Genomic DNA, 24,066 nt, shown 5'->3' with positions numbered 1-24,066 from the left:
GAGAGAGGGCTTTCCATGTCCAAGACTATCCGCATTGCAGCCGCGCTGTTGGTCCGTGGCGACGGTCAAACCCTGCTTGTGCGCAAGCGCAATACCCTGGCTTTCATGCAACCGGGCGGCAAAATCGACGCCGGCGAGCAACCCGCCGACGCGCTCGTCCGTGAGTTGCACGAGGAGCTGAACCTGCGCGTTGATCCGAGCCAAGCCGTCTATCTTGGCCAGTTCTCGGCACCGGCGGCCAACGAACCGGGTTTTACCGTAGAGGCGGAGTTGTTCAAGGTGCAGGTCGACGTCGCCGTCACCCCTGCAGCAGAGATTGAAGAGGTGTGCTGGATCGATCCCATGGGCGAAGGTGACTTGCATCTGGCGCCCTTGACGCGCGATTTGATCCTGCCGTTCTATCGTGATTCGCTGGCTACCGCATGATGATTCGCCCGCTGGACGCCGACGATGCGCAAGCCTATCGGGCATTGATGCTCGAGGCCTATGGCGCGTACCCGCAAGCGTTCACGTCCAGTGTCGCGGAGCGCGCCTCGATGCCATTGAGCTGGTGGGAAAAGCGTCTCGACAGCCCGCTGGATTGCCTGTTGGGCGGCTTTGATGGGGAGCGACTGGCCGGCATCGTTGGCCTGGCCTACGAGCCTCGCGAAAAGGCGCGGCACAAGGTGACCTTGTTCGGCATGTACGTGACCGAGGCTTATCAACAGCAAGGGCTGGGGCGGCAGCTGGTGCAAGCCGCACTGGAAGAAGCCCGCCGCCACCCGCGCCTCAAACTGATCCAGCTGACCGTCACCGCCGGCAATGACGCGGCCTTTGCGCTCTACCAGCGCTGCGGTTTCATTCAGTACGGCCTGGAGCCACTGGCCGTGCGGGTAGGCGTCGAATACTTCGACAAGATCCACATGTGGCGCGAGCTACATTGATCGTTCCAACGCTCTGCGTGGGCACGCATCCCGTGACGCTCCGCGTCACCACGTGGACGCAGAGCGTCCTTGGCGGCATTCCCACGCAGAGCGTGGGAACGATCGGCACTCGCCCGCACACTCAGAGCCCGCTCAACGCACCGCGCTTACGCCATCCAAGGTGGAAAACGAGGTGTCCTTGGCCGTCAGCAAGAAGTCGCGCATATAAGGTGCATCCAGCATGTCGGCACGAATGCCCGCATACAAGGTGGCGAACAAACCCTTCTCACCCAACCGCTTGGCCTTCACATACCCGCGTGAGCTGTATTCATGCAGCGCCCAGTGGGGCATACCGCACACCCCACGGCCGCTGGCCACCAGTTGCATCATCATCACGGTCAGCTCCGAAGTCCGCACCTGGGCCGGTTCCACGTCAGCCGGTTCCAGGAAGCGGGTGAAGATGTCCAGGCGGTCACGTTCCACCGGGTAGGTGATCAGGGTTTCTGTCAGCAGGTCTTCCGGCACGATGTAGGACTTGTTCGCCAACGCGTGCTGGTTGGCCACCGCCAGCATGGCTTCGTAGGTGAACAGCGGCACGTAGGTGATACCCGGCAGTTCCAGCGGGTCGGAGGTCACCACCAGGTCCAGGTCGCCACGGGCCAGGGCCGGCAGCGGCGCGAAGGCAAAGCCCGAGGCCAGGTCCAGCTCGACTTCCGGCCAGGCATCGCGGAACTGGTCGATGGTCGGCATCAGCCACTGGAAACAACTGTGGCATTCGATCGCCATGTGCAAGCGCCCAGCGGTACCCCCGGCCAGCCGCGCAATATCGCGCTCGGCACCGCGCAACAACGGCAGGGTGGCGTCGGCCAATTGCAGCAGGCGTAGGCCGGCGCTGGTGAAGCGCACCGGTTTGGTCTTGCGCACGAACAGTGGCATGCCCAGGCGCTCTTCCAGTTCCTTGAACTGATGGGAGAGGGCGGACTGGGTCAGGTGCAGGCGTTCGGCGGCTTCCACCAGGCTGTCGGCTTCGCGCAAGGCGTGCAGGGTTTTCAAGTGACGGATTTCGAGCACAGGCGCTCCATGAAGAAAATTTGCGACGAAAACGGAATGCTTGATTTTGTCTCATGTTGTGGGGCGTGTCGACCATGACCACTGGGCGCTCTTCATCAAACTGTCATCGAACTGTGGCAGCGCGCTTGAACAAACTTCATCAGACTCGCGCTCTACTGGGGTTCTGCGTTTTGGTGTTTTTCATGCGTGCGTTGTTTTTAGTGGCCGCTCTACTGTTCGGCCTGCCGTCTTTTGCGGCGTCTCGATGTGATGTCAATGTCCCGACCCAAACGGTCGACCTGGCTCAGGTGAGCATCGCCTATCAAAGTATCGGCCGTGCGTCCGACCCTGCGTTGCTGCTGGTGATGGGCCTGGGCGGGCAGTTGATTCACTGGCCGGATGAAGTGGTGGTGGCCCTGTGCGAACAAGGCTTTCGGGTGATTCGCTACGACAACCGTGACGTTGGCCTGTCCACCTGGCGGCAGGCGCCGGCGAGCGCCAACCTGACCTTCGAAGTGCTGCGCTACAAGCTCGGCCTGCCGGTGGCCGCGCCCTATACCTTGACCGATATGGCCGATGACGCCCTGGGTTTGATGGACGCGCTGCAGGTGCAGCAATTTCACGTACTCGGCGCGAGCATGGGCGGCATGATCGCTCAACACCTGGCAGCCATGGCGCCACAGCGGGTGGAAAGCCTGACTCTGATCATGACCAGCTCAGGCGCCGAGGGCCTGCCCGCACCGAACGCAGCGCTGGTGCAATTGCTCTCGCGACGCAGCGCGCCGAACCGTGAGGTGGCGCTGGAGCAACAGGCAGACTTGCTCGCGGCGTTGGGCAGCCCGGATATCAAGGACGATCGCCAGGCGTTGCTGCACCAGGCGGCGCTGTCCTATGACCGCGCCTTCAACCCCGAAGGCGTGAAGCGCCAGATCATGGCAATCCTGGCCGAGCCGAGCCGTGTACCCTTGCTCAACCAGCTGCGGGTGCCGACCCTGGTGGTACACGGCACCGCTGACCCGTTGTTGCCGGTAATGCACGGCGTGCACCTGGCTGCGCATATCCAGGGCAGCCAGTTGAAATTGATTCCCGGCCTGGCCCACCGTTTTCAGGAAGCGTTCAAGGCGCCCTTGCTGGCGGCGGTGTTGCCTTACCTGCAAGCCCATCGCCAGGATGCCGCGCACTGGGCGCAGATCGATTTGAGCGAGCCTTCGAAGGTGCTGTGAAGGTGGTGTATCGTGCAACCTTTATGTATACGCATGACTGCACGCGAGGTTGCCCACCATGAGTACTCCCCTGAAAATCGATTTCGTCAGCGACGTATCCTGCCCCTGGTGCATCATCGGCCTGCGCGGCCTGACCGAAGCCCTCGACCAGCTCGGCAGCGAAGTGCAGGCCGAGATTCATTTCCAGCCGTTCGAACTGAACCCGAACATGCCCGCCATCGGTCAGAACATCGTCGAGCACATCACTGAAAAATACGGCTCCACGGCTGAAGAGTCCCAGGCTAATCGTGCGCGTATCCGCGACATGGGCGCCGCATTGGGCTTTGCGTTCCGCACCGACGGCCAGAGCCGTATCTACAACACCTTCGACGCGCACCGCCTGTTGCATTGGGCCGGGTTGGAAGGTTTGCAATACAACCTCAAGGAAGCGCTGTTCAAGGCGTATTTCAGCGATGGCCAGGACCCTTCCGACCACGCGACCCTGGCGATCATCGCCGAGAGCGTAGGGCTGGACATTGCGCGCGCCGCCGAGATTCTTGCCAGCGATGAATACGCCGCCGAAGTCCGCGAGCAGGAACAGCTGTGGGTTTCTCGTGGGGTGAGTTCGGTGCCGACCATTGTCTTCAATGACCAATATGCGGTGAGCGGTGGGCAACCGGCGGAAGCCTTCGTCGGCGCGATTCGCCAGATCATCAACGAATCGAAATCCTGAGGCCGAGCACGCAGCAAAATGTGGGAGCTGGCTGTCAGTTGCAAATGAGTTGGCTGAAACACTGCCATCGCAGCATAGGTATCTACACAGCTTTGGTGTGACGCTGGACCTGTGGCGAGGGAGCTTGCTCCCGTGACGGACTGACAGCCGGCGCTGATCTAACTGACACACCACGATCCAAATGTGGGAGCTGGCTTGCCTGCGAAGACGGCCTACCAGCCAACGCCTATCTACCTGGCACCCCGCGATCAAACTGTGGGAGCGGGCTTGCTCGCGAAGGCGGCCTGGCAGGCGACACAGTTGGACCGTGTACATATCCATTGCTGCGGTAACGGCCACTTAGGGTTCCGCTCTGACAGCGGCTCACTTTTGAAAAGCGCAAAAGTAAGCAAAACGCTCTTGCCCCACCACTCGGCACCTCGCTTAGGCTCGGTGTGCCCGAACACAGGCTTGAATCCGTGGGCCGCCGCCACGCGCCATCCATGGCGCGGGGCGGCTAACCCGGCGTCCTGCCGGGTTACCCACGAATTCAAGCCTGCGTTCGGCCAGCGTGGTTTAACGGGGCGCTTAAGATCAAAAGCAGAGCAAGAGCAAGAGCGACTCGCTTCGCATCGTGGTTAGCGTCTGCTGTTACAACTCACAAAGTTGTGTGAAGACCTATGGCCATCGCAGGCAAGCCAGCTCCCACATTTGATCTGTGTCGGCATTAAGAGAAGCGCTGGCCCATCCCTTGCATTACCCCCCTAAAGCCCAACCGGCCTGCGGTTGGGCACTGCCATTAGGGGTGAAACTTACCTTGAATATTCTTGACCTTGACCACAGCCTCACCGGCCAGGCACCGATTGCCCGGCGGTTGGCCAGCGGTCGGGCCACGCGCCTGGACCTGCTGGACCTGGGCCCGAAATTGCGTTTGTGGTCCACCGAAAAAACCTGGAAGCGTTTCGTCGAGCGCCTGGCCCAACGGCCACGGCCCCGTGACGCGCGCCCGGAAATCCTGTTTGTCGGCTCCGGCGATTATCACCACCTTACGCCAGCGTTTTTGGCCGACCTCAAAGAGCCCGTCAGCCTGATTCACTTTGACAACCACCCAGACTGGGTGCGCTTTGCGCCCAAGCGGCACTGTGGTTCGTGGGTCAACCGGGCGCTGAAGATGCCAGCGATCCAACGCATCGTCACCCTCGGCCCGTGCAGCGATGACCTGCATAACCCGCAACTGCGCGGCGGCAACCTTGGCGCCCTCAAGCGCGGGCGTTTGCAGCTGTTTCCCTGGCAGCATCCGCCGTCCAAGGTCTGGGGCCGGGTGGGGGACGGCGCCGGCCACCAGCAACAGGAAAACCTCCTGCACTGGCGCAACCTGGCGGACCTGGATTGGGGCGCCTTCCTCGACCAGATGATTGCCAGCCTGCCCACCGAGGCGATCTGGATCACCATCGACAAAGATGTGCTCGCCAGTGAAGACGCCGCCACCAACTGGGACCAGGGCGGCATGCGCCTGACCCATTTGCTCCAGGCCCTGCGGGCGTTGGCGGCGGGTAAACGCATCATTGGCATCGACGTCTGCGGTGAGTTCGCTACGCCGGCATTCAGCAACGCGTTCAAGCGCTGGGAAGCCAAGTCCGACCAGCCGCCACCGGAGCGCTGGAGCCCGCAAGACTTGCAGCGTAATGCGGCAACCAATGAAGCCTTGATCGACCTGTTTGAGGAACTGTTCCCGTGACCCTGACCGTGGTGTTGTTACTGGCGTTTTCCATCGTCCTCGATGTGATTGGCCAGCTGTGTTTCAAATTGGGCGTGGACCGTTTGCCGCAACTCGATGGCGGTTTTCGCCTGCGTGCGTTCTGGGGCCAGGTGTTCAATGCGCCGCTGTTGTGGGCCGGCGTCGGCGCCTACGTGATTGAGTTTTTTGTGTGGCTCGAAGCGCTGTCCCGTGCGCCCTTGAGTCTGCTGTTTCCGCTGGCGGCGTTGGCCTATTGCCTGGTGGTACTGGCAGGCAGGGTGGTGCTCAAGGAGACCGTCAGTCGGCGTCGTTGGCTGGGCACGCTGGTGATTACTTTAGGTGTGATGTTGGTAGCGATCGCGGGGAATCAGGCATGACAACGCAAACAATCAATACCGGCTGGCTGCACGGGCGTGTTGGCACCCTGGTGCTATGGGCACTGCTGATCGCCACCGAAAGCGCCGGGCAGTTGTTCACCAAGGTGGCCGGCGATCAGTTGGGGCCGATGGACTTCAGTTGGCAATGGCTGGCGGACGTGGCGCGCAACCCGGGGATTCTGGCGGCGATTGCCAGCTATCTGGGTGCGTTTTTTGTGTGGATGCTGATCCTGCGGCGTAGCAGTTTGTCCCTGGCGTTTCCGCTGAGTTCGCTGGTGTTCGTGGCGGTGCTGCTGGGCTCTTGGCTGGGGTTGGGGGAGCACATCAGCGTGTTGCATTGGGTGGGCGTGGTGGTAATTATAGGTGGTATCGCACTGTTGGCTGAGGGCGAAGAACACTGAAGATAGATATGAAACACAGGCCCATTGTGGGAGCGGGCGTGCTCGCGAATGCGGTGGATCAGTGAAGTATCGGGTGACTGACACACTGCTTTCGCGAGCAAGCCCGCTCCCACATTTTGCTCCCAGGTGATTCAGTCAAAGGTGTAGCTGATCGCCGTCTGCACCTGGCCCTGATTCACATGGCCAGCCTCCTTGACGATGCTGCTCTTGGCCGCCGACCCCACCAGGTGTACCCAGCTGGCGCTGGTCAGCAGCGACCAATGGGGCGCCAGGGGGAAGGCGAAGCTTTGGCTCAGCGTCACGTTCTGGAAGCCCCCGCTCGCGTTATAAGGCCGCAAGCCTGAAGCGACAGCTTCGTTGTTGTCCACGCCGAAGAAGGTATTGGTCTGGCGCGCATCGGCAAAATGCGCAACCAGGCTATTGCTGCCGATAATCCCGCCACCCACGGGGTAACCCAGTTCGCCGCCGATTTTACCCAGGGCGCCGCTCTGGGAATGCCCGCCGCCCACGGCCTGGCCCAATTGCGCGTAGACCCGCCAGAAATTGGCCGGGGCATATTGGACGAAACCGCCCACCTCGGCCATGTCCGACACGTTGCGCAGGCCCTGCAATTCGCCGTTGGAGGTACGCCCCGGCAGGTAGTTGATATAGGGGCCAGCGGTAAGGCCGTGGGTATCCAGGGCGCTCCAGGTAAGGCCGTCATCGGTACTCAGGCTGACGTCACCCCAATCCAGGTCCAGGTAAGGCACAGGCCGGGTTTCGTAGCGGCTGCCGCTGGGGTCGTGGGGCTGATAGCTGAGGCCCACGCCCACGTCGCCCGTGATGCCTTCTGCCCACGCGGCACTGCAAAGGCCCCACCCTCCAAGTAAACCGGTGAATACAGCAGCAGCGAGCTTGGACATGGGGACGTTTCCTGAAGGTGGACAGGCGCGCATGAACGCGCAAACCGACGCGCCTGCGCAAGCACTCATGTTGTTTGTAGCAAGCTACAAAAATTGTAGCTCCCGCGACACCTATCACCGCGCATTTCGCCCTAACCCCCAGCCCTGCGGGGTTTTCGCCAGTTGGCACAGTCCCTGCTCTATCCCTTGGCAAGCGCATACAGCGCGCTCCTCCAAGGCCCTTTACCTAAAGGAAAGGCAGATGATCAACTGGCATATCGTGTGTGACTTCGACGGGACCATTACTCCCACGGATGTCATCGACAACGTCCTCCAACGCTTCGCCGGCCCCGAGTGGGAAACCATTGAGCAGGAATGGATGGATGGGCATATCGGTTCACGCGAATGCCTGAGCCGCCAACTGGCGCTGATCAAGGCCACCCCGGCTGAACTGCTGGCGTACTTTGACAGTGTCGAGATCGACCCGGACTTCCCGGATTTCGTCGATCACGTCATGGGCCTGGGTGCTTCCATCGAAGTGGTCAGCGACGGCCTCGAGCAGGGCATTGCCCGCATCCTTTCGCGCAACTACGTGACCCTGCTGCCGATCCTCGCCAACCGCCTGCGCCAGGTTGACCAGGACAGCTGGCGCATCGACTTCCCGTATGCCAGCGATGCCTGTCGCGCTGCTGCCGGCAACTGCAAGTGCAGATCCACGCCGCGCAACAAGCGCGTGCTGGTGATCGGCGACGGCAAGTCCGACATGTGCGTGGCCTCCACCGCCGACTTCGTGTTCGCCAAGGGCAGCCTCGCCGACTACTGCGTCGCCCACCAGATTCCTCATGCGCGCTTCGACACCTTTGCGCAAGTGCCGGCGTTGCTGGCCAAGCTGCCACAAGGCCTCGCCGCCAACGCCACCACCTTCAACACCTCTTCTGACAATCAGGAACTCTTCCATCATGTCTGATATCCGTATCGCTACCGCCGAAGACCAGGTGCTTCTGGATAAAGAAGCCAAGTATTGCTCCTACGGCGACACCGTTCACTACATCGAGCCGCCGCGTATTTTCAGCCGCTGCGAAGGCTCTTATGTGTGGGACACCGAAGACCAGGCCTACCTCGACCTGCAAATGTGGTACTCGGCCGTCAACTTCGGCTATGCCAACCCGCGCTTGAACAACGCGCTGAAAAAGCAGATCGACACGCTGCCGCAAATCGCCAGCCAGTACCTGCACAAAGGCAAGATCGAGCTGTCGGAAATGATCGCGGTCGATGCCAAGAACAAGTTCGGCCTCGACGGCCGTGTGCACTTCAACGTCGGCGGCTCGCAGTCGATCGAAGACTCCCTGAAAGTGGTGCGCAACGCCAGCAACGGCAAAAGCCTGATGTTCGCCTTCGAAGGCGGTTACCACGGCCGCACCCTCGGCGCCTCGTCGATCACCTCCAGCTTCCGCTATCGTCGTCGCTACGGCCACTTTGGCGAGCGCGCCAACTTCATTCCCTTTCCTTACCACTTCCGTGGCCCGAAGGGCATGACCAAGGAAGAGTACGGCAGCCATTGCGTGCAGCAGTTCGCCCGCCTGTTCGAGACCGAATACAACGGCGTCTGGGACCCTAAGACCAACCAGTGCGAATACGCAGCCTTCTACGTCGAGCCGATCCAGGGCACTGGCGGCTACGTGATCCCGCCGATGAACTTCTACCGCGAACTCAAGCACGTCCTGGATCAGCACGGCATCCTGATGGTGTCCGATGAAATCCAGATGGGCTTCTACCGCACCGGTAAACTCTGGTCGATCGAGCACTTCGACGTGCAGCCGGACGTGATCGTGTTCGGCAAGGCGCTGACCAATGGCCTCAACCCGTTGGGCGGTATCTGGGCCCGTGAAGAGTTGATCAACCCGAAGGTGTTCCCGCCAGGTTCGACTCACTCCACCTTCGCCTCCAACCCGCTGGGCACCGCCGTCGGCCTGGAAATGTTCAAGATGACCAGCGAAGTCGACTACGGCGCCATGGTCATGGCCAAGGGCAAATACTTCCTGGAAGGCCTGCAAGACTTGCAAAAACGCTTCCCGATCATCGGCGATGTGGACGGCCTGGGCCTGGCGTTGCGCTGCGAAATCTGCGGCCCGGATGGCTTCACCCCGGACAAGGCGACCCTGGACTACATGGTCGAAGAAGGCATGAAAGGCGACATGCTGGTAGACGGCCAGAAACTCGGGCTGATCCTCGACGTAGGCGGTTACTACAAGAACGTGATCACCCTGGCGCCGTCCCTGGAAATCAGCTACCCGGAAATCGATCTGGGCCTGAAGTTGCTCGAGCAACTGCTGGTGCGAGCGACCACGCGGTGAATGCTCAAGGGATCGACCTCGGTGAAGGCACTGCCGGTTTCGTTCTCGGTGATGGTCCGGTCGGGATCCTATTGATCCACGGCCTGACCGGCACACCGACTGAATTGCGCCAGGTCGCCAAGGGCCTGGCCAAGGCAGGCAACTGCACGGTGTATGTGCCCACACTGGCGGGGCACTGCGGCGACAACAGCGACCTGCAGGCCACCGGCTGGAGGGACTGGTACGAAGGCGTGCGCAAGACCTTCGTACAGGTCAAGCAACGCCACGGGCAGGTGTTTGTCGGTGGCTTGTCGATGGGCGCGGTGATGTCGATGTATGTGGCGTCCGAACATCCTGGGCAAGTCGCCGGGTTGCTGATGTATTCCACCACCTTGAAGTACGACGGTTGGAGCATCAACAAGCTGGCGTTCCTCACGCCGTTGCTGATGAAGATTCCATTCGGCGTACACATTTGCAGCTTCGAAGAGAAGCCGCCCTACGGCATCAAGAACGAGCGCCTGCGGGCCATCGTCGAGCGGCAGATGAAGGAAGGCGAGAGCAGTGAGGCGGGGTTGCTGACCATGGAAGGCATCACCGTGCGCGAGCTGCACCGCATGAACGCCGTGGTCAAGAAGCGCATGCCCCAGATCAAGGTGCCGGCGCTGGTGCTGCACTCCATCGAGGACGACATCACCAGCCGCTGGAACGCCGATTACGTGGAGCGCCACCTCGGCGGGCCGGTGACCAAGATCCTGTTGGACAACTGCTACCACATGATCACGGTCGATTTGCAGTACCGGCGGGTGATCGAGTTGAGTGCCAAGTTTGTCGAGCAGCACGCAGTGCAACTCAATCGTGTGGCGTGATTAGTTTACTTGTAGGAGCGAGCTTGCTGTGGCGAGCAAGCTTGCTTGCGCTGGGGTGCGAAGCACCCCCAAAAGCCTGCGACTGCTGCGCAGTCGAGCGGGAGCAAGCTCCCTCGCCACAGCAAGCTCGCTCCTACAGTAGAACGGTGTTGATAAGGAAAAACTGTGATAACCACCCAAGCCTTCCCGACCATCCGGGCTATCCAGCGCGATGCCTGGAACGACTGTTTTCCCGGTGCCCTGGAGGATTGGGACTATTACCTGGCCGTGGAAAACGCCGCGATCGATGACTTTCAGTGGCGTTACCTCGCGGTCTTCGAGAATCAAACGCTGGTGGCCGTGGCTGCCGCGTTCGTCACCCATTATCGCCTCGACACCACGGTGTCGGGGGCCGGCAAGCGCTTGACCGAGCGCCTGGAGCAGCTGTGGCCTGGCGTTTTGCAATTGGCGTTGTACGCCATCGGTTCGCCGGTGGCTGAACGCTGTGATGCCGGTGTCGCCAGCCATGTGCCCGAATCCCGGCGCCCGTTGCTGTTGCAGCAGTTACTGGAGGCTGCGCGCAGCGATGCCGACGCGCTCGGTATCGGCTTGCTGGCGGTCAAGGATGCGCCCACCAACGACCCGCATTGGACCCAGAGCTGCCTTGCCGCAGGTTTTCAAAGCATGCCCAGCTTGCCCACGGGGGTGTTGCCGCTGCCTTATGGCTCGGTGGATGCCTACCTGGGTTCGCTGGGCAAATCCACGCGCAAGGACCTGCGCCGCAAACTGCGCGCACCAGGGCCGCGGGTCGAGTGGCGGCGTAATATCGATGACGTGCTGCCCGAGGTCATGCGCCTGTATGAAGCCACGCTCGCGCGCGCAGACTTGCAGTTCGAACGCCTGCCCGCCGGTTACTTCACGGGCGTGCTCGAACACCTGCACGAGCGGGCGGTCTGTGTTCTGTACTGGGTGGACGAGCGCTTGGTGGCGTTCAACCTTATCCTGCTGGATGAGCATCGGCTGGTGGACAAGTTCTTTGGCCATGACCTTGCGTTCAGCCGCGAGTACAACCTGTACTTCCGCAGTTGGTTGACCAATGTCGACTATTGTATTGAACACCGTATTCCGGTGTACGAGTGTGGCCAGGCCGGGTATGCCAGTAAACTGCGCCTGGGGTGCGAGTTCGAGGGCAACAGCCTGTTCTTCCGCCACCGTAACCGGCTGGTCAACGGCCTGCTCAAGCTTGTAAAACTGTTTATTCGACCGGATCGTTCCGACCCTGCCATGGCTGCTGCGATAAGCGAAACCTGATGATTACCAAGACCCGCCAGAAAGCCCGCCCCTTTGCCATCTCGCGTTGGAGCGTCCAGCGCAAGCTGGTGCTGGCGTTCTGGCTGGTCAGCGTGATTCCCACCATGATCGCGGCTGAGCTGGCAGCCACCACGCTGTCGCAGATTTTCGACAGCAACGTGCGTATCTGGCTGCAAGAGTCGACCAAGATCGTCAAGGACGAAATCGGCGACATCCTTCACGACAACGCGCGCATGGCCAAGCTGTTCCTGCGCTATACCAGCCCGCCGTCGTCCAAAAATGCCGAGAAGCATGACCGGCTCACCGCCGACATTGCCGATGCCACCGATATCGACGTGGTCGCGCTGATCCGCACCAGCGACCGTAAAGTGATGTTCAGCACGGCCGCCGATGACATCGTCAGGCAGATCAACCTCACCAGCAACGCGGTGCTGCAAACCGTGCAAGTCGCCGGCGTGAGCACGGGCCTTGTGGTGTCCACCTTCGAAACCAGCCGTGACGGCGTTGATTACCTGTTGCTGGTCGCCACTTACCTGGACAGCAGTTTTCTCACCAGCGTGGCCGATGTGCATTCCCTCGACCTGCGTTTGTACCTGGCCAACCCTGCCGGTTTTTCCGAAATATTTTCCACCCAGCGCTTCGCCAATCACCCCTCGCGCATCCCCAAGAATGTCGAGGCCTACCTGCGCAGCACCAAGCAGCCCAGCGAGCAGTTCACTAACCAGTACAGCGGTTTGTATTGGCCGATTTTCAATGATGCCGGCGAGTTGCAAGGCGTGATCTTCAGCGGCCTGCTACGCCATACCAGCCTGGTGGGGTTGGTGAACCAGAGCAACTTGTTCGTGCTGATCTTCCTGGTCAGCTCGGCGCTGTCGCTGGCGGCCGGGTTGTTGGTGTCGCGGCGCCTGACCAAGCCCCTGCGCGATTTGTCCCAAGGCGTGGATGCGGTGATCTCGGGCAGTTATGCGCACCGTGTGGTGGTCAGTGGCGGTGACGAACTGGCGCAATTGAGCAGCACCTTCAACCACATGACCGAACGCCTGGGCGAGTTGCATCACCTGGAAGCCCAACTGCGTCGGCGTGACCGCTTGCATGCCCTGGGTGAAGTCGCCATGGGCCTGGCTCACGAAATTCGCAACCCACTGGGCATCATCAAGACCGCCACCCAACTGTTGCATCGGCGCGCTGACCTGGCGGAAACCGACAAGCGTCACCTGGAATATGTCATCAGCGAAGTCAGCCGCATCAACGAGCTGATTACCGAGTTCCTCGATTTCGCCAAGCCCAACCCGCCGATACGCGTGCAGCAACCGGCACGCGCCCTGGTGGAAGAAATCCTCGGTTTCTGCGGCCCGGAGCTGAGTAGCCATCGCATTGACGCGCAGATCGACGACCAAGCGCCTGGCGCGACGATCTACGCCGATGCCAAGCAGCTCAAACAGGCCTGTCTCAACCTGATTCTCAACGCCGTCGACGCGATGCCCGACGGCGGGCGCCTGACCCTGGGCATTCGCAGCGTGGGCGACAACACTGTGATCAGCATCGCCGATACCGGCGAAGGCATCCCGGCGGACATGGTGGAGCGCATCTTCACGCCATTCGTCACCACCAAGGCCTCGGGCACAGGCCTGGGCCTGGCCAAAGTCTATTCGATCATGGAAAGTCACGACGGCAGCATCGAATGCGCCAGTGAGAAAGATGCCGGCGCGACCTTCAGCCTGTACATTCCGGCTGACGGTGAAGACGACGGTGAAGATGAGGACGGGCATGACGCATAACGTATTGGTGGTCGACGACGAGCCCAAGCTCTGTGATCTGCTGACCCAGGCCTTGAGCCAGAACGGCATCCAGGTGTTCAGCGCGGGCAATGGCCTGCATGCGCTCAAGGTGCTGGGGGAGGAGGACATCGACCTGGTCATCAGCGACTGGCGCATGCCGGGCATGGACGGGCCGGCGTTGCTGGCCGAGATCAAGGTGCGTTATCCGACTTTGCCGGTAATCGTGATGACGGCCTACAGCACGGTGAAAAACGCCGTGCAGTCGATGCGTAACGGTGCCTATGACTACATTGCCAAGCCGTTCGACATCGACGAGCTGGACATCACCGTGGCCAAGGCCCTGCAATTTCGCGACATCATGCGCGACAACGCGCGCATGCGCGCCGAGCTGGACGAGCATGCGCAGTTCGACAGCCTGGTGGGCGATAGCCCGGCGTTTCGCCAAGTGCTCCAGGCGGTGGATTCGGTGCGTGACAGCAACGCTACTATCCTGCTGACCGGCGAAAGCGGCACTGGCAAGGAAATGGTCGCCCGCGCCATCCACAAGCATGGCAGCCGTGCCGACCAACCCTTCGTGGCGGTCAATTGCGCGGCCATCCCTGAAGGCTTGCTGGAAAGCGAGATGTTCGGCCATCGCAAAGGCGCGTTCACCGGCGCTGTGGCTGACCGGGTAGGGCGCTTCATGCAGGCCGACAAGGGCACGCTGTTTCTGGATGAAGTCGGTGATATGCCCTTGGCGTTGCAGGCCAAGATTCTGCGCGCCTTGCAGGAGCGGGTTATCGAGCCGGTAGGCGACCCCCGCGAGCGCAAGGTGGATGTACGAGTAATTGCCGCCACCAACAAGAACCTGCTGGATGCGGTGGCGGCCAAGGAGTTTCGCGAAGACCTGTATTACCGCCTCAATGTCTTTCCGATTCCGTTGCCGTCGTTGCGCGAACGCGTGGAAGACATCGCGCCCCTGGCGCGCCACTTCGCTCACACTTTGAGCGCCACCACTGGCAAACGTATCACCGGTTTCAGCCCCGAGGCGTTGCAGGCCATGGCGGCGTATCACTGGCCGGGCAATATCCGCGAGCTGCAAAACTGCGTGGAGCGCGCAACCATCGTGGCGGCTTCATCGGTGATCGAGGATATTGATTTGCCGGGGTATCTGTTTGCTTCCACACCGAGCGAGGGTGATGTGACCGCGATCCTCAGCGACGGCCCAGGCGTGCCGCGGGATCTGGATGCGGCGCTGGCCGAAGTGGAGAAAGCCTATATTCTTGCGGCGCTGCAGGAGAGCAATGGGGTGCAGGCCGCGGCGGCGCAGCGGATCGGGATTTCCGAAAGGAGCTTCTGGTATCGCCTGAAGAAGCTGGGGATTCAGGTCGACAAGATCGTGCGCTGATCTGAGTGTGGTAACTCATGATCGCTCCCACGCTCCACGTGGGAGTGCCTCTGGTGACGCTCTGCGTCACGCCTGTGGACGCGGAGCGTCCTTGGCTGCATTCCCACGCGGGAGCGTGGGAACGATCTGCCGTGTTGCGTCAGGTGTGCAGGCGTACCCACACGCTGACCAACACCGTCGCGGCCATCAACCAGGCCACGGCGGCGACTGCCAGCGATGCCTCCAACCGCAGCCGATCGACCATCACATACAGCGTCGCCAAATACACAAAGTACGGAATGATCGACCACATCCCGAACAGGATCGTGGTCTTCAAGTCCGCAACCGTTCGGCCTTTGCCGACGATGTAATGGGCGATCAGCGCAAAAGTGGGAAACAGCGGCACCAAGCCTGCGATGTAATAGTTTCTGGTCTTGGCCAGCGCCGCCAGGATCAGCACCACTGCGGCGCCAAGTGCAGCCTTCAGGAACAGATCCATCAGTGACTCAATCCGTATTTCTTGACCTTGTCGAACAGGGTGGTCTTGGCCATCCCCAGTTCCTGGCTGGCCTGGGTCAGGTTCCCGCCGCTGCGTTGCAGGGCATCGTTGAGCAGGTTGCGCTCAAAGGCTTCCACCGCCTCGGTAAAGGCAACCCCTTGGTTGCCGCTGCCGGCGCCGCTTTTCTTGAAGGCGGGCAGGCCGAGGGCGAAACGTTCGGCGACGTTGCGCAGCTCACGCACATTGCCTGGCCAGTCGTGGCTCATCAGGCTGGACAGGGTCTGGTTGTCCAGCTCCGGCACCGCCCGGTCGAAGCGTAGCGACGATTGCTGCAGGAAGTGTTCGAACAGTTGCAGGATGTCTTCGCGCCGCTCGCGTAAAGGCGGCAGTTCCAGGGTGACGACGTTGAGGCGGTAGTACAGGTCGCTGCGGAACTGGCTGGCGCGGCTCAACTCGTCGAGGTCGGACTTGGTGGCAGCGATTACCCGGCAATCCACCGCCACGCTCTGGTTCGAACCCAGGCGTTCCAACGTACGTTCTTGCAGCACCCGCAGCAATTTGATCTGCAGGTTGATCGGCATGCTCTCTACTTCATCGAGGAACAGCGTGCCTTGATGGGCATGCTCGATCTTGCCGATGCGACGTTTGCCGGCGCCGGTGAAGGCGTTGGCCTCGTGGCCGAAAATCTCGCTTTCAAACAGGTTTTCCGGCAGGCCACCGCAGTTGAGGGCGACGAACTGGTGGGTATGGCGCCGACTGAAATCATGCAGGCAGCGCGCGACCAGTTCCTTGCCGGTGCCGGTCTCGCCTTCGATCAGCACGTTGGCCGAGGTATCGGCGACATTGGCAATCAGTTCGCGCAGGTTTTGCATGGCCGGCGAGCGGCCGATGATGCGGCCTTCCAGCGAGTCGCGTTCGGCCAGCTGCCGGCGTAGCGACCAGACTTCCCGCGCCAGCCCGCGTTGTTCCAGGGCGCGGCGTGCCACGTCCACCAGGCGTTCGGGCGAGAAGGGTTTCTCCATGAAGTCGTAGGCGCCGTTACGCATGGCGCCCACCGCCATGGAGATATCGCCATGCCCGGTGATCAACACCACCGGCAGGCTTTTATCCAGGGCCTTGAGGCGGGTCAGCAGTTCCAGGCCATCGATGCCCGGCAGGCGGATATCGCTGATGACGATGCCGGCAAAGTTTTCGCCGATGCGCTTGAGCGCTTCTTCGGCGCTGCCCACGCCGACGCTAGTGATGTCTTCGAGCGCCAATGCTTGCTGGCAACCGAGCAGTACATGGGGGTCGTCTTCGACGATCAGGACGGTAAGGTCTTGGGCTTGTGTATTCATGTCGACTCAGCTTGTTGAGCGCCCACCAATGGCAGGTTCAGGACAAAGGCGGTACCACCATTGGCCGGATGTTCCACGGCAAGGCTACCGCCGGTGGCGGCCGCGAGGCTTGCGGAAAGGGTCAGGCCCAGGCCCAGGCCTTGTTCGCCGGGCTTGGTGGTAAAAAAGGGTTCGAACAAATGCTTGCGCGTCTCGGGGTCGATGCCGTGGCCATTGTCACGCACCAACAGGCGGTATTTGCCATCGCCGCTCTGGCCTTCCAGCCACAGTTGCGGCACTGCTTGGGCCTGCATCGCATCGAGCGCGTTACCGATCAGGTTGACCAGGATCTGCTCCAGGCGGGTCTGGTCGATCTGCAATTGGGCGTTGGCAAAGTCACGGTGCACGGTCAACGGCAGGCTGTCCAGGCGCGCGCCGAGCACCTGGAACGCGGCGTCCACGGCCTTGCCGAGGCTGGCTTCGCCCTGGTCGTCACCGCGCCGGGCAAAGGAACGCAAGCTGGCGGTGATGCGGCCCATGCGGTCGATCAGTTCGTTGATGGTCTTGAGGTTGGTGCTGGCAGTGTCCAGGGCGCCGCGCTCAAGGAAGCGTACGGTGTTGCCCGACAGCGTGCGCAGCGCCGCCAGCGGCTGATTCAGTTCATGGGCTATGCTGGTGGACATCTGGCCGATGGCCGCGAGTTTGCCGGCCTGCACCAGTTCGTCCTGGGCGTGGCGCAGGGTTTCTTCGGCCTGGCGTCGTTCGCGAATCTGGCCCTTGAGCCGTTCGTTGCTGGCGCGCAGGTCGGCGGTGCGTTCGGCAATCCGACGCTCAAGCTGGCTGTTGGCTTCCTGCAAGGCTTCCCGTGCGGCGAGGCGGGTGGCGATGACCTTGCGCCGTTCGTTCCAGGCGATTAGCAGGAAGGCGACCAGGCCAAAGGCGACGGCCACCAGGATGCCCTGGTTGATCGCGGCGCGGCGCAGGTCGTTGAGGGGGGTGAGCAGGGTGAAATTCCACGGCGTGTCGTTGAGCGGGCGGGTCTGCGCCAGGTAGCTGACGGCGTGCTGGTCGTTGACCACTTCGGTGTTGGCCGGGAAGGTCAGTTTCTCGGTGCCTTCGTTCAGGCGCTCACGGGCCAGGGGTTGCAGTTCATTGAGCGTCGCCCAGTAATATTGCAGGCTGTGGGCCAGGCGGTCCTTGGTGTCATCGCTCAGCGGGCGTACAGCCTTGAGGCGACGCGCCGGGTCGCTGGAAAGAATAATGATGCCGTTCTCATCGCTCACGAAAGCTTCGAGGCGCGCACGTTGCCAGCGCTCTTCAAGGGCTTCGAGGCGCACCTTGACCACGGCGACGCCGATGATCTTGCCGTGCTCTTCCAGGCCGTGGGCCAAGTAATAGCCGGGTTCGCCGTTGGTGCTGCCGATGCCGTAGAAACGACCGGGCTGGCCGCGTACAGCGTTCTGGAAATAGGCGCGAAAGGACAGGTCCTCACCTTGGTAACTGTCGGCATCGCGCCAGTTACTGGTGGCCAGCACACGGCCGGTGGTGTCCATTACATAGATGGCGCGGCTGCGACTGCGGCGGTTCAGGCCTTCGAGGTAGTCGTTGACCGTCTTGCGGGTTTCCTGGTTCGGATCGGCGAGCAGTTGGGAAACACTGGACTCCAGCTCCAGCAGGCTGGGCAGGTAGGTGTACTTGCTCAGTTCGCTTTCGACGGTGCGGGCGTGCAGCTCCAACTGGCGTTCGCCATTGTCGCTGAGGGTGCGGATTCCGTAGTAGTCACTGACCCAGAAGCCGATATAACCCAGGCCGACCATCAGGGCGATGATCAACGGCGGCAGGAACAGTTGGCGTATCAGACGAGGCTTCACGGCAAGTGATGGCGGCGCGGCGCGATATTGATTGGGGTCGCATTTCATCACAGATGCCTTGGGTCAGCTACTTCTCGCCAGTGTAAGAGCGGGCTTGTGTGGGAGCCGGGCTTGCCCGCGATGCAGGCGCCTCGGTGTAACAGTTGCACCGAGGCGATGCCATCGCAGGCAAGCCAGCTCCCACACAAGCCCGGCTCCTACAGGACGAACGGTGTTGCTTTTAGTGCTGCAGGATTTTCTCGAGGAAGTGCTGCGCACGCTCGGAGCGGGCGCTGATGTCGCCGAAGAACTCTTCTTTCGGGCAGTCTTCGATGATCTTGCCGGCGTCCATGAAGATCACGCGGTCGGCCACTTTGCGCGCAAAGCCCATTTCGTGGGTCACGCACATCATGGTCATGCCTTCGTGGGCCAGTTGCACCATCACGTCGAGCACTTCGTTGACCATTTCCGGGTCCAGCGCCGAGGTCGGTTCGTCGAACAGCATGACGATCGGGTCCATGGCCAGGGCGCGGGCAATCGCCACACGTTGTTGCTGGCCGCCGGAGAGCTGGCCTGGGTGCTTGTGGGCGTGTGCCGACAAGCCCACGCGGTCGAGCAGTTGCAGGCCCTTCTTGGTGGCCTCTTCCTTGCTGCGGCCCAGCACCTTGATCTGCGCGATGGTCAGGTTTTCGGTGATGGTCAGGTGCGGAAACAGCTCGAAGTGCTGGAACACCATGCCTACGCGTGAACGCAGTTTTGGCAGGTTGGTCTTCGGGTCGGCGATGGAGGTGCCGTCGACGACGATGTCGCCTTTCTGGAACGGTTCCAGCGCGTTCACGCACTTGATCAGGGTGGATTTGCCCGAGCCGGACGGCCCGCACACCACGATCACTTCGCCTTTTTTAACCTCGGTGCTGCAATCGGTCAGCACCTGGAAGTCGCCATACCACTTGTTGATGTTCTTGATAGAGATCATACGGCAAACCTTTTTTGCAGACGCTTGACCAGCAGCGAGGCGGAAAAGCTGATGATGAAGTAGACGACACCGGCGAAGATCAGGAACTCATTGGAGCGGCCGATGATGTCGCCGTTGGAGCGGGCGGAGTTGAGGAAGTCCACCAGGCCCACGGTGTAGACCAGGGAGGTGTCCTGGAACAGGATGATCGACTGTTGCAGCAGCAACGGCGTCATCTTGCGGAACGCCTGGGGCAGGATGATCAGGCGCATGGTCTGGCCGTAGGTCATGCCCATGGCTTGTGCCGCCGCCATCTGGCCCTTGGGAATCGACTGCACACCGGCTCGTACGATTTCGCAGAAGTACGCGGCCTCGAACATCATGAACGCCACGACGCAGGAGGTGAACGCGCCGATAGGGGTGTCTTCGCCGGTGATCCAGCGCAGCACGAACGGCACCGCCAGGTAGAACCAGGTGATCACCAGCAGCAAGGGGATCGAGCGGAAATAGTTCACGTAGGCGCCGGCCACGCGGGACAGCAGTTTGTTGGACGACAAGCGCATCAGGGCCAGGATGGTCCCGATGATGATGCCGCCGACCACGCCCATGACCATCAGCTTCAAGGTCATGACCATGCCGTTCCACAGGCCTGGAATGGCGGGGATGATGCCGCTGAAATCGAAGTCCATTATTTGCCCCCCACGGAGATCAGGCCGGGCACTGCGACTTTCTTCTCGACCACGCGCATCAGCAGCATCAGGCTCATGTTCAGGGTGAAGTAGATCAGCGTGGCCAGGGTGAAGGCTTCAAACAGGTTGGCCGAGAACTCGGCGGTCTGTTTGGTTTGCGCCAGCAGTTCCATCAAGCCGATCAAGGACGCCACGGAGGAGTTCTTGAACACGTTGAGGAATTCCGAGGTAAGCGGCGGAATGATGATGCGGTAAGCCTGGGGCAGCAGCACGTTCCAGTAGATCTGCGGCAGCTTGAAGCCCATGGCGCGCGCCGCGGATTCCTGGCCGCGTGGCAGCGCCTGGATACCGGTACGCACTTGCTCGCACACACGGGCGGCGGTGAACAGGCCCAGGCACACCACGACGCTCAGGTAGGCCGAGGTGGTCGGGTTCAGGTCTTGTTTGTACCAGTCCTGCAGGTTCTGCGGCAGCATGTCCGGTACCAGGAAGTACCAGATGAACAGCTGAACCAGCAGCGGCACGTTACGAAACAGTTCCACGTAGCAGGTCGCGATGCCCGATACGAGGCGGTTTGGCACAGTGCGCATGACCCCCAGAATGGAGCCCAGCAGCAAGGCGATAATCCATGCCACGACAGCGATGGCGATGGTCCAGCCCAGCCCGGAGAGGTACCAGTCGAGATAAGTCTCGCTGCCCACGCCGGTGGACTTGAAGAACACGCCCCAGTCCCAGTTGTAATTCATTAGGGTCTCCCCTCGAGATCGATCGATGTACAAGCACCCGCTTGGGGAAGATCCGTTCCCGCCTGACGTTGAACGCCAGGCACACACGATCGGCTCGAAAACCGCCAGGTCGAGTGTTCCAAGTTAAAACCAGCAGGTAATTACAGACGCCTGAGGGAGGGTTGGCTCCCTCAGGACATAAGCTTAGTCAGGTATCAGATTTTTACTTCTGGCGCTGGTTTGTCGCTAGGGTTAGCGATCAGCTCCTTGACCTTGTCGCTCATCGGGAAGTTAAGGTTCAGGCCTTTCGGTGGGATCGGGCTTTCGAACCATTTGGCGTAGATCTTGTTGATCTCGCCGGACTTGTACAGGGCGACAATGGCGTCATCCACGGCTTTCTTGAAGTCCGGGTCGCCTTTGCGAACCATGCAAGCGTAGGCTTCAAAGGACTGCGGAGTACCGGTAATGACCCAGTCGTCCGGCTTCTTGGCCTTGGCTTCTTCACCGGCCAGCAGGGCGTCGTCCATCATGAATGCAACGGCGCGGCCGCTTTCGAGCATCTGGAAGGATTCGCCGTGGTCTTTGGCGGAGATAACGTTCATGCCCATCTGCTTGTCGGCGTTCATCGCCTTGATGATGCGCTCGGACGTGGTACCGGCGGTGGTCACGACGTTTTTGCCTTTCAGGTCGGCAAAGTCAGCGTAGGACGGCTTGCCTTCCTTGTCTTTCTTGACCAGCAGGCGGGTGCCGATTTCGAAGATGTTGACGGTGAAATCAACTTGCTGGGCGCGTTCGGTGTTGTTGGTGGTGGAGCCGCACTCCAGATCCGCGGTGCCGTTCTGGATCAACGGGATACGGGTTTGCGAGGTCACCAGGTTGTACTTGGCTTTGAGGTCGGGTTTGTTCAGGTCTTTTTTCAGTTGCTCGACAACGGCCAACTGGATGTCGTGGGAGTAGCCCACGGGTTTGCCCGAGCCATCCGCGATGTAGGAAAACGGAATGGAGCTGTCGCGGTGAGCGAGAGTGATGGTGCCGGAGTCGTTGATTTTCTTCAGTGTGCCGGTGAGTTCGGCGGCAAAAACTGGAGTGCTGATCAGAGCAGCAGCGATAGCTGCGCCCAGGATATGGGGAACGATGCGCATCAATACTTCCTCGACATTTGTTTTTTTTATGAAGCCAGCTGAACGGCTCTCTTGTAAAGCGACTGCCCGTGACGGCTCCTAAGGCGCCTCAGGCAATCGTTGAAGAGTGTAGAGCATGAGTCGTGCCATACCGAAAACAAAAGGATAACTTCATGATTTATATGGAAATTAACTTTTTGTTTTGGCAGTATTTTCGGTCGGTAGTCCGGCAAACCGAATAGGGCAGAGGTGCGCGTTCGGAAAACCGAATAGTCCGTAGGAGCGAGCGTGCTCGCGAAAAACGCAAAAACGCCGCGTTTATGCTGAATAAACGCGGCGCTCTCGGGTTTTTCGCGAGCACGCTCGCTCCTACACTGGGGCGGTCAGGCGGCTTCGATCTTGCTGCGGTTCTGCTCGACCTTGGACAAGTAGCGCTGCAGGTTTTCCTGCTCTTGCGGCGTGGTGAACAGGCCAAGCTTGGTACGGCGCCACAGCACGTCCTGCGGTTGTGTTACCCACTCTTCGGCGCACAGGTAGTCGACTTCGCGGATATAGAGGCCGCCACCCAAGTGGTCACCCAGATCGGCGAGCGATTGCACGCCTTCCAGCAAGCGCCAAGTGCGGCTGCCGTAGGTGGTGGACCAGCGACGGGCGATCTCGCTCGGTACCCAGTCGAACTTGGCGCGGATGGCATCGGCCAGGGCTTCTGGGGTAGTCATGTGTTCGCCACCGGGCAGGCTGGCTGTGGCAGTCCAGCTTGGGCGCATCTGGGTGAAGTACGGCGCCAGTTGGGCCATGGCCGACTCAGCCAGTTTGCGATAGGTGGTCAGCTTGCCACCGAACACCGACAGGATCGGCGCTTCGCCGGTGCCGCCGGATAGCGACAGGGTGTAGTCACGCGTAATAGCCGACGGGTTGTCCGACTCGTCATTGCACAGTGGGCGCACGCCGGAGTAGGTGTGGACGATATCGTCGCGGCTCAGCTGTTTCTTGAAGTGCGCGTTGACCACTTTAAGCATGTAGTCGGTTTCACCTTCGGTGATCGCCACTGCAGCCGGGTCGCCGGTGTATTCGCGGTCGGTGGTGCCGATAATGGTCAGGTGGTTCAGGTACGGAATGGTGAAGACGATGCGTTGGTCTTCGTTTTGCAGAATATGCGCGTGAGCACCCTCGTACAGTCTCGGCACGATCAGGTGGCTGCCCTGGATCAGACGAATGCCGTACGGTGAATCCAGCTTCAGGTCGTCCCGGATGAATTTGGCCACCCATGGGCCGGCGGCATTCACCAGGGCGCGGGCGCGGATCGAGAACAGGCTGCCGTCGGCACGTTCCATGTTCATTTCCCACATGCCGTTGCTGCGCTTGGCGCTGACGCAACGGGTCTGGGTGTGGATGTGCGCGCCTTTCTCGCGGGCAGCCATGGCGTTGAGTACCACCAGGCGGGCGTCGTCGACCCAGCAGTCGGAGTATTCAAAGCCTTTGGTGATTTCGCTTTTCAGCGGGCTGTCGGCACCGAACTTGAGGCTTTTGGAACCCGCGAGCTTTTCGCGCTTGCCCAAGTGGTCATAAAGGAACAGACCAGCACGAATCATCCAGGCCGGGCGCAGGTGCGGGCGGTGCGGCAGTACGAAGCGCATTTGCTTGACGATGTGCGGTGCCTTGGCCAGCAGTACTTCGCGTTCGGCCAATGCTTCACGCACCAGACGGAATTCGTAATGCTCCAGGTAACGCAGTCCACCGTGGATCAGCTTGCTGCTGGCCGATGAGGTGTGGCTGGCCAAGTCATCCTTTTCGCAAAGGAATACCGACAAACCGCGACCGGCTGCGTCTGCTGCAATCCCGACGCCATTGATCCCGCCACCAATTACGGCAACGTCATAGACTTCGGCAAGCGGTGGAGCAGGCAAGGTGGAAGGGTTCATCGGCTGGCCTCGCGATCTTTTCGTCTTGGAATTCGAACATTAATGTTCATTTTCGAAAATGGTAGCTGATAATTGCGGGCACAGCCACCCGAC

General features: G+C 60.9%; 23 protein-coding genes. 13 read left to right on the top strand and 10 right to left on the bottom strand.

Going from position 1 to position 24,066, the window contains the following annotated elements; genetic code table 11:
• The first annotated feature begins 15 nt into the window (after positions 1 to 15).
• Positions 16 to 426: an NUDIX domain-containing protein gene (locus FXO12_RS12125; RefSeq protein ID WP_057976076.1), complete on the top strand. Its 411-nt coding sequence runs from the start codon at positions 16 to 18 to the stop codon at positions 424 to 426.
• Complete coding sequence (locus FXO12_RS12120; protein ID WP_057976074.1) at positions 423 to 923, top strand: GNAT family N-acetyltransferase; 501 nt, start codon at positions 423 to 425, stop codon at positions 921 to 923. Before FXO12_RS12125 ends, FXO12_RS12120 begins: the two co-directional genes overlap by 4 nt.
• Before the next feature lie 132 nt (positions 924 to 1,055).
• On the opposite strand, the gene metR is transcribed toward FXO12_RS12120, so the two are convergent.
• Positions 1,056 to 1,973, bottom strand: coding sequence for a transcriptional regulator MetR (gene metR / locus FXO12_RS12115; protein WP_003188924.1), 918 nt, complete (start codon positions 1,971 to 1,973; stop codon positions 1,056 to 1,058).
• Positions 1,974 to 2,155: 182 nt separating this feature from the next.
• Here metR and FXO12_RS12110 point away from each other — a divergent pair, with 182 nt between their 5' ends.
• The 5 genes from FXO12_RS12110 to FXO12_RS12090 all read left to right on the top strand — a co-directional run bounded on the left by FXO12_RS12110 (position 2,156) and on the right by FXO12_RS12090 (position 6,382).
• Positions 2,156 to 3,175: an alpha/beta fold hydrolase gene (locus tag FXO12_RS12110; RefSeq protein ID WP_019817689.1), complete on the top strand. Its 1,020-nt coding sequence runs from the start codon at positions 2,156 to 2,158 to the stop codon at positions 3,173 to 3,175.
• A gap of 58 nt (positions 3,176 to 3,233) precedes the next feature.
• Positions 3,234 to 3,887, top strand: a complete 654-nt coding sequence (locus FXO12_RS12105) for a DsbA family oxidoreductase (RefSeq protein ID WP_034126450.1) — start codon at positions 3,234 to 3,236, stop codon at positions 3,885 to 3,887.
• Positions 3,888 to 4,683: 796 nt separating this feature from the next.
• Positions 4,684 to 5,604: a hypothetical protein gene (locus tag FXO12_RS12100; protein WP_057976072.1), complete on the top strand. Its 921-nt coding sequence runs from the start codon at positions 4,684 to 4,686 to the stop codon at positions 5,602 to 5,604.
• The gene (locus FXO12_RS12095; RefSeq protein WP_003188930.1) at positions 5,601 to 5,981 is read left to right on the top strand and encodes an EamA family transporter; all 381 of its coding nucleotides are present in this window, start codon (positions 5,601 to 5,603) and stop codon (positions 5,979 to 5,981) included. The genes FXO12_RS12100 and FXO12_RS12095 overlap by 4 nt, the downstream gene beginning before the upstream one ends.
• Positions 5,978 to 6,382 carry an EamA family transporter gene (locus FXO12_RS12090; protein ID WP_034126452.1) on the top strand — a complete coding sequence of 135 codons (405 nt, stop codon included), beginning with the start codon at positions 5,978 to 5,980 and terminating at the stop codon, positions 6,380 to 6,382. Before FXO12_RS12095 ends, FXO12_RS12090 begins: the two co-directional genes overlap by 4 nt.
• A gap of 131 nt (positions 6,383 to 6,513) precedes the next feature.
• Here FXO12_RS12090 and FXO12_RS12085 read toward each other — a convergent pair whose 3' ends face one another.
• Complete coding sequence (locus tag FXO12_RS12085) at positions 6,514 to 7,284, bottom strand: MipA/OmpV family protein (RefSeq protein WP_057976070.1); 771 nt, start codon at positions 7,282 to 7,284, stop codon at positions 6,514 to 6,516.
• A 241-nt stretch (positions 7,285 to 7,525) separates the two neighbouring features.
• Here FXO12_RS12085 and FXO12_RS12080 point away from each other — a divergent pair, with 241 nt between their 5' ends.
• The 6 genes from FXO12_RS12080 to FXO12_RS12055 all read left to right on the top strand — a co-directional run bounded on the left by FXO12_RS12080 (position 7,526) and on the right by FXO12_RS12055 (position 14,917).
• Complete coding sequence (locus tag FXO12_RS12080; RefSeq protein WP_057976068.1) at positions 7,526 to 8,230, top strand: MtnX-like HAD-IB family phosphatase; 705 nt, start codon at positions 7,526 to 7,528, stop codon at positions 8,228 to 8,230.
• The gene (locus tag FXO12_RS12075) at positions 8,223 to 9,617 is read left to right on the top strand and encodes an aspartate aminotransferase family protein (RefSeq protein ID WP_003188936.1); all 1,395 of its coding nucleotides are present in this window, start codon (positions 8,223 to 8,225) and stop codon (positions 9,615 to 9,617) included. The genes FXO12_RS12080 and FXO12_RS12075 overlap by 8 nt, the downstream gene beginning before the upstream one ends.
• Positions 9,614 to 10,462, top strand: coding sequence for a carboxylesterase (locus FXO12_RS12070; protein WP_057976065.1), 849 nt, complete (start codon positions 9,614 to 9,616; stop codon positions 10,460 to 10,462). The genes FXO12_RS12075 and FXO12_RS12070 overlap by 4 nt, the downstream gene beginning before the upstream one ends.
• Positions 10,463 to 10,627: 165 nt before the next feature.
• A complete protein-coding gene (locus tag FXO12_RS12065) occupies positions 10,628 to 11,752 on the top strand; it encodes a GNAT family N-acetyltransferase (RefSeq protein ID WP_057976063.1) in 1,125 nt (374 codons plus the stop codon).
• Positions 11,752 to 13,530, top strand: a complete 1,779-nt coding sequence (locus FXO12_RS12060) for a HAMP domain-containing sensor histidine kinase (protein WP_057976061.1) — start codon at positions 11,752 to 11,754, stop codon at positions 13,528 to 13,530. Before FXO12_RS12065 ends, FXO12_RS12060 begins: the two co-directional genes overlap by 1 nt.
• Positions 13,520 to 14,917 carry a sigma-54 dependent transcriptional regulator gene (locus FXO12_RS12055; RefSeq protein WP_034126458.1) on the top strand — a complete coding sequence of 466 codons (1,398 nt, stop codon included), beginning with the start codon at positions 13,520 to 13,522 and terminating at the stop codon, positions 14,915 to 14,917. Before FXO12_RS12060 ends, FXO12_RS12055 begins: the two co-directional genes overlap by 11 nt.
• A gap of 139 nt (positions 14,918 to 15,056) precedes the next feature.
• Here the strand turns inward: FXO12_RS12055 and FXO12_RS12050 are convergent, their stop codons facing one another.
• The 8 genes from FXO12_RS12050 to glpD form a co-directional block, all read right to left on the bottom strand.
• The gene (locus tag FXO12_RS12050; protein ID WP_014717129.1) at positions 15,057 to 15,395 is read right to left on the bottom strand and encodes a GlpM family protein; all 339 of its coding nucleotides are present in this window, start codon (positions 15,393 to 15,395) and stop codon (positions 15,057 to 15,059) included.
• Entirely contained in the window at positions 15,395 to 16,675 is a 1,281-nt protein-coding gene (locus tag FXO12_RS12045) for a sigma-54 dependent transcriptional regulator (RefSeq protein ID WP_229999210.1), read from the bottom strand. The genes FXO12_RS12050 and FXO12_RS12045 overlap by 1 nt, the downstream gene beginning before the upstream one ends.
• 53 nt (positions 16,676 to 16,728) lie before the next feature.
• A complete protein-coding gene (locus FXO12_RS12040) occupies positions 16,729 to 18,630 on the bottom strand; it encodes a sensor histidine kinase (RefSeq protein ID WP_057976058.1) in 1,902 nt (633 codons plus the stop codon).
• Between the two features lie 172 nt (positions 18,631 to 18,802).
• Positions 18,803 to 19,537, bottom strand: coding sequence for an amino acid ABC transporter ATP-binding protein (locus FXO12_RS12035; RefSeq protein WP_003188952.1), 735 nt, complete (start codon positions 19,535 to 19,537; stop codon positions 18,803 to 18,805).
• On the bottom strand, positions 19,534 to 20,205 hold the full coding sequence (locus FXO12_RS12030; RefSeq protein ID WP_003188954.1) for an amino acid ABC transporter permease: 672 nt from the start codon (positions 20,203 to 20,205) through the stop codon (positions 19,534 to 19,536). Before FXO12_RS12030 ends, FXO12_RS12035 begins: the two co-directional genes overlap by 4 nt.
• Positions 20,205 to 20,951: an amino acid ABC transporter permease gene (locus FXO12_RS12025; protein WP_014717132.1), complete on the bottom strand. Its 747-nt coding sequence runs from the start codon at positions 20,949 to 20,951 to the stop codon at positions 20,205 to 20,207. The genes FXO12_RS12030 and FXO12_RS12025 overlap by 1 nt, the downstream gene beginning before the upstream one ends.
• Before the next feature lie 194 nt (positions 20,952 to 21,145).
• Positions 21,146 to 22,072 carry a glutamate/aspartate ABC transporter substrate-binding protein gene (locus FXO12_RS12020; RefSeq protein WP_003188957.1) on the bottom strand — a complete coding sequence of 309 codons (927 nt, stop codon included), beginning with the start codon at positions 22,070 to 22,072 and terminating at the stop codon, positions 21,146 to 21,148.
• 362 nt (positions 22,073 to 22,434) lie between these two features.
• Positions 22,435 to 23,973 (bottom strand): glycerol-3-phosphate dehydrogenase, encoded by a 1,539-nt coding sequence (gene glpD, locus FXO12_RS12015; RefSeq protein WP_057976056.1) that lies wholly within the window; start codon positions 23,971 to 23,973, stop codon positions 22,435 to 22,437.
• Between the last annotated feature and the right edge of the window lie 93 nt (positions 23,974 to 24,066).

Source organism: Pseudomonas sp. J380, assembly GCF_009827115.1.
Lineage (GTDB): Bacteria > Pseudomonadota > Gammaproteobacteria > Pseudomonadales > Pseudomonadaceae > Aquipseudomonas > Aquipseudomonas paracarnis.
The sequence above is the reverse complement of the archived record's forward strand: the minus strand, read 5'-3'. Positions and strand labels throughout refer to the sequence as shown.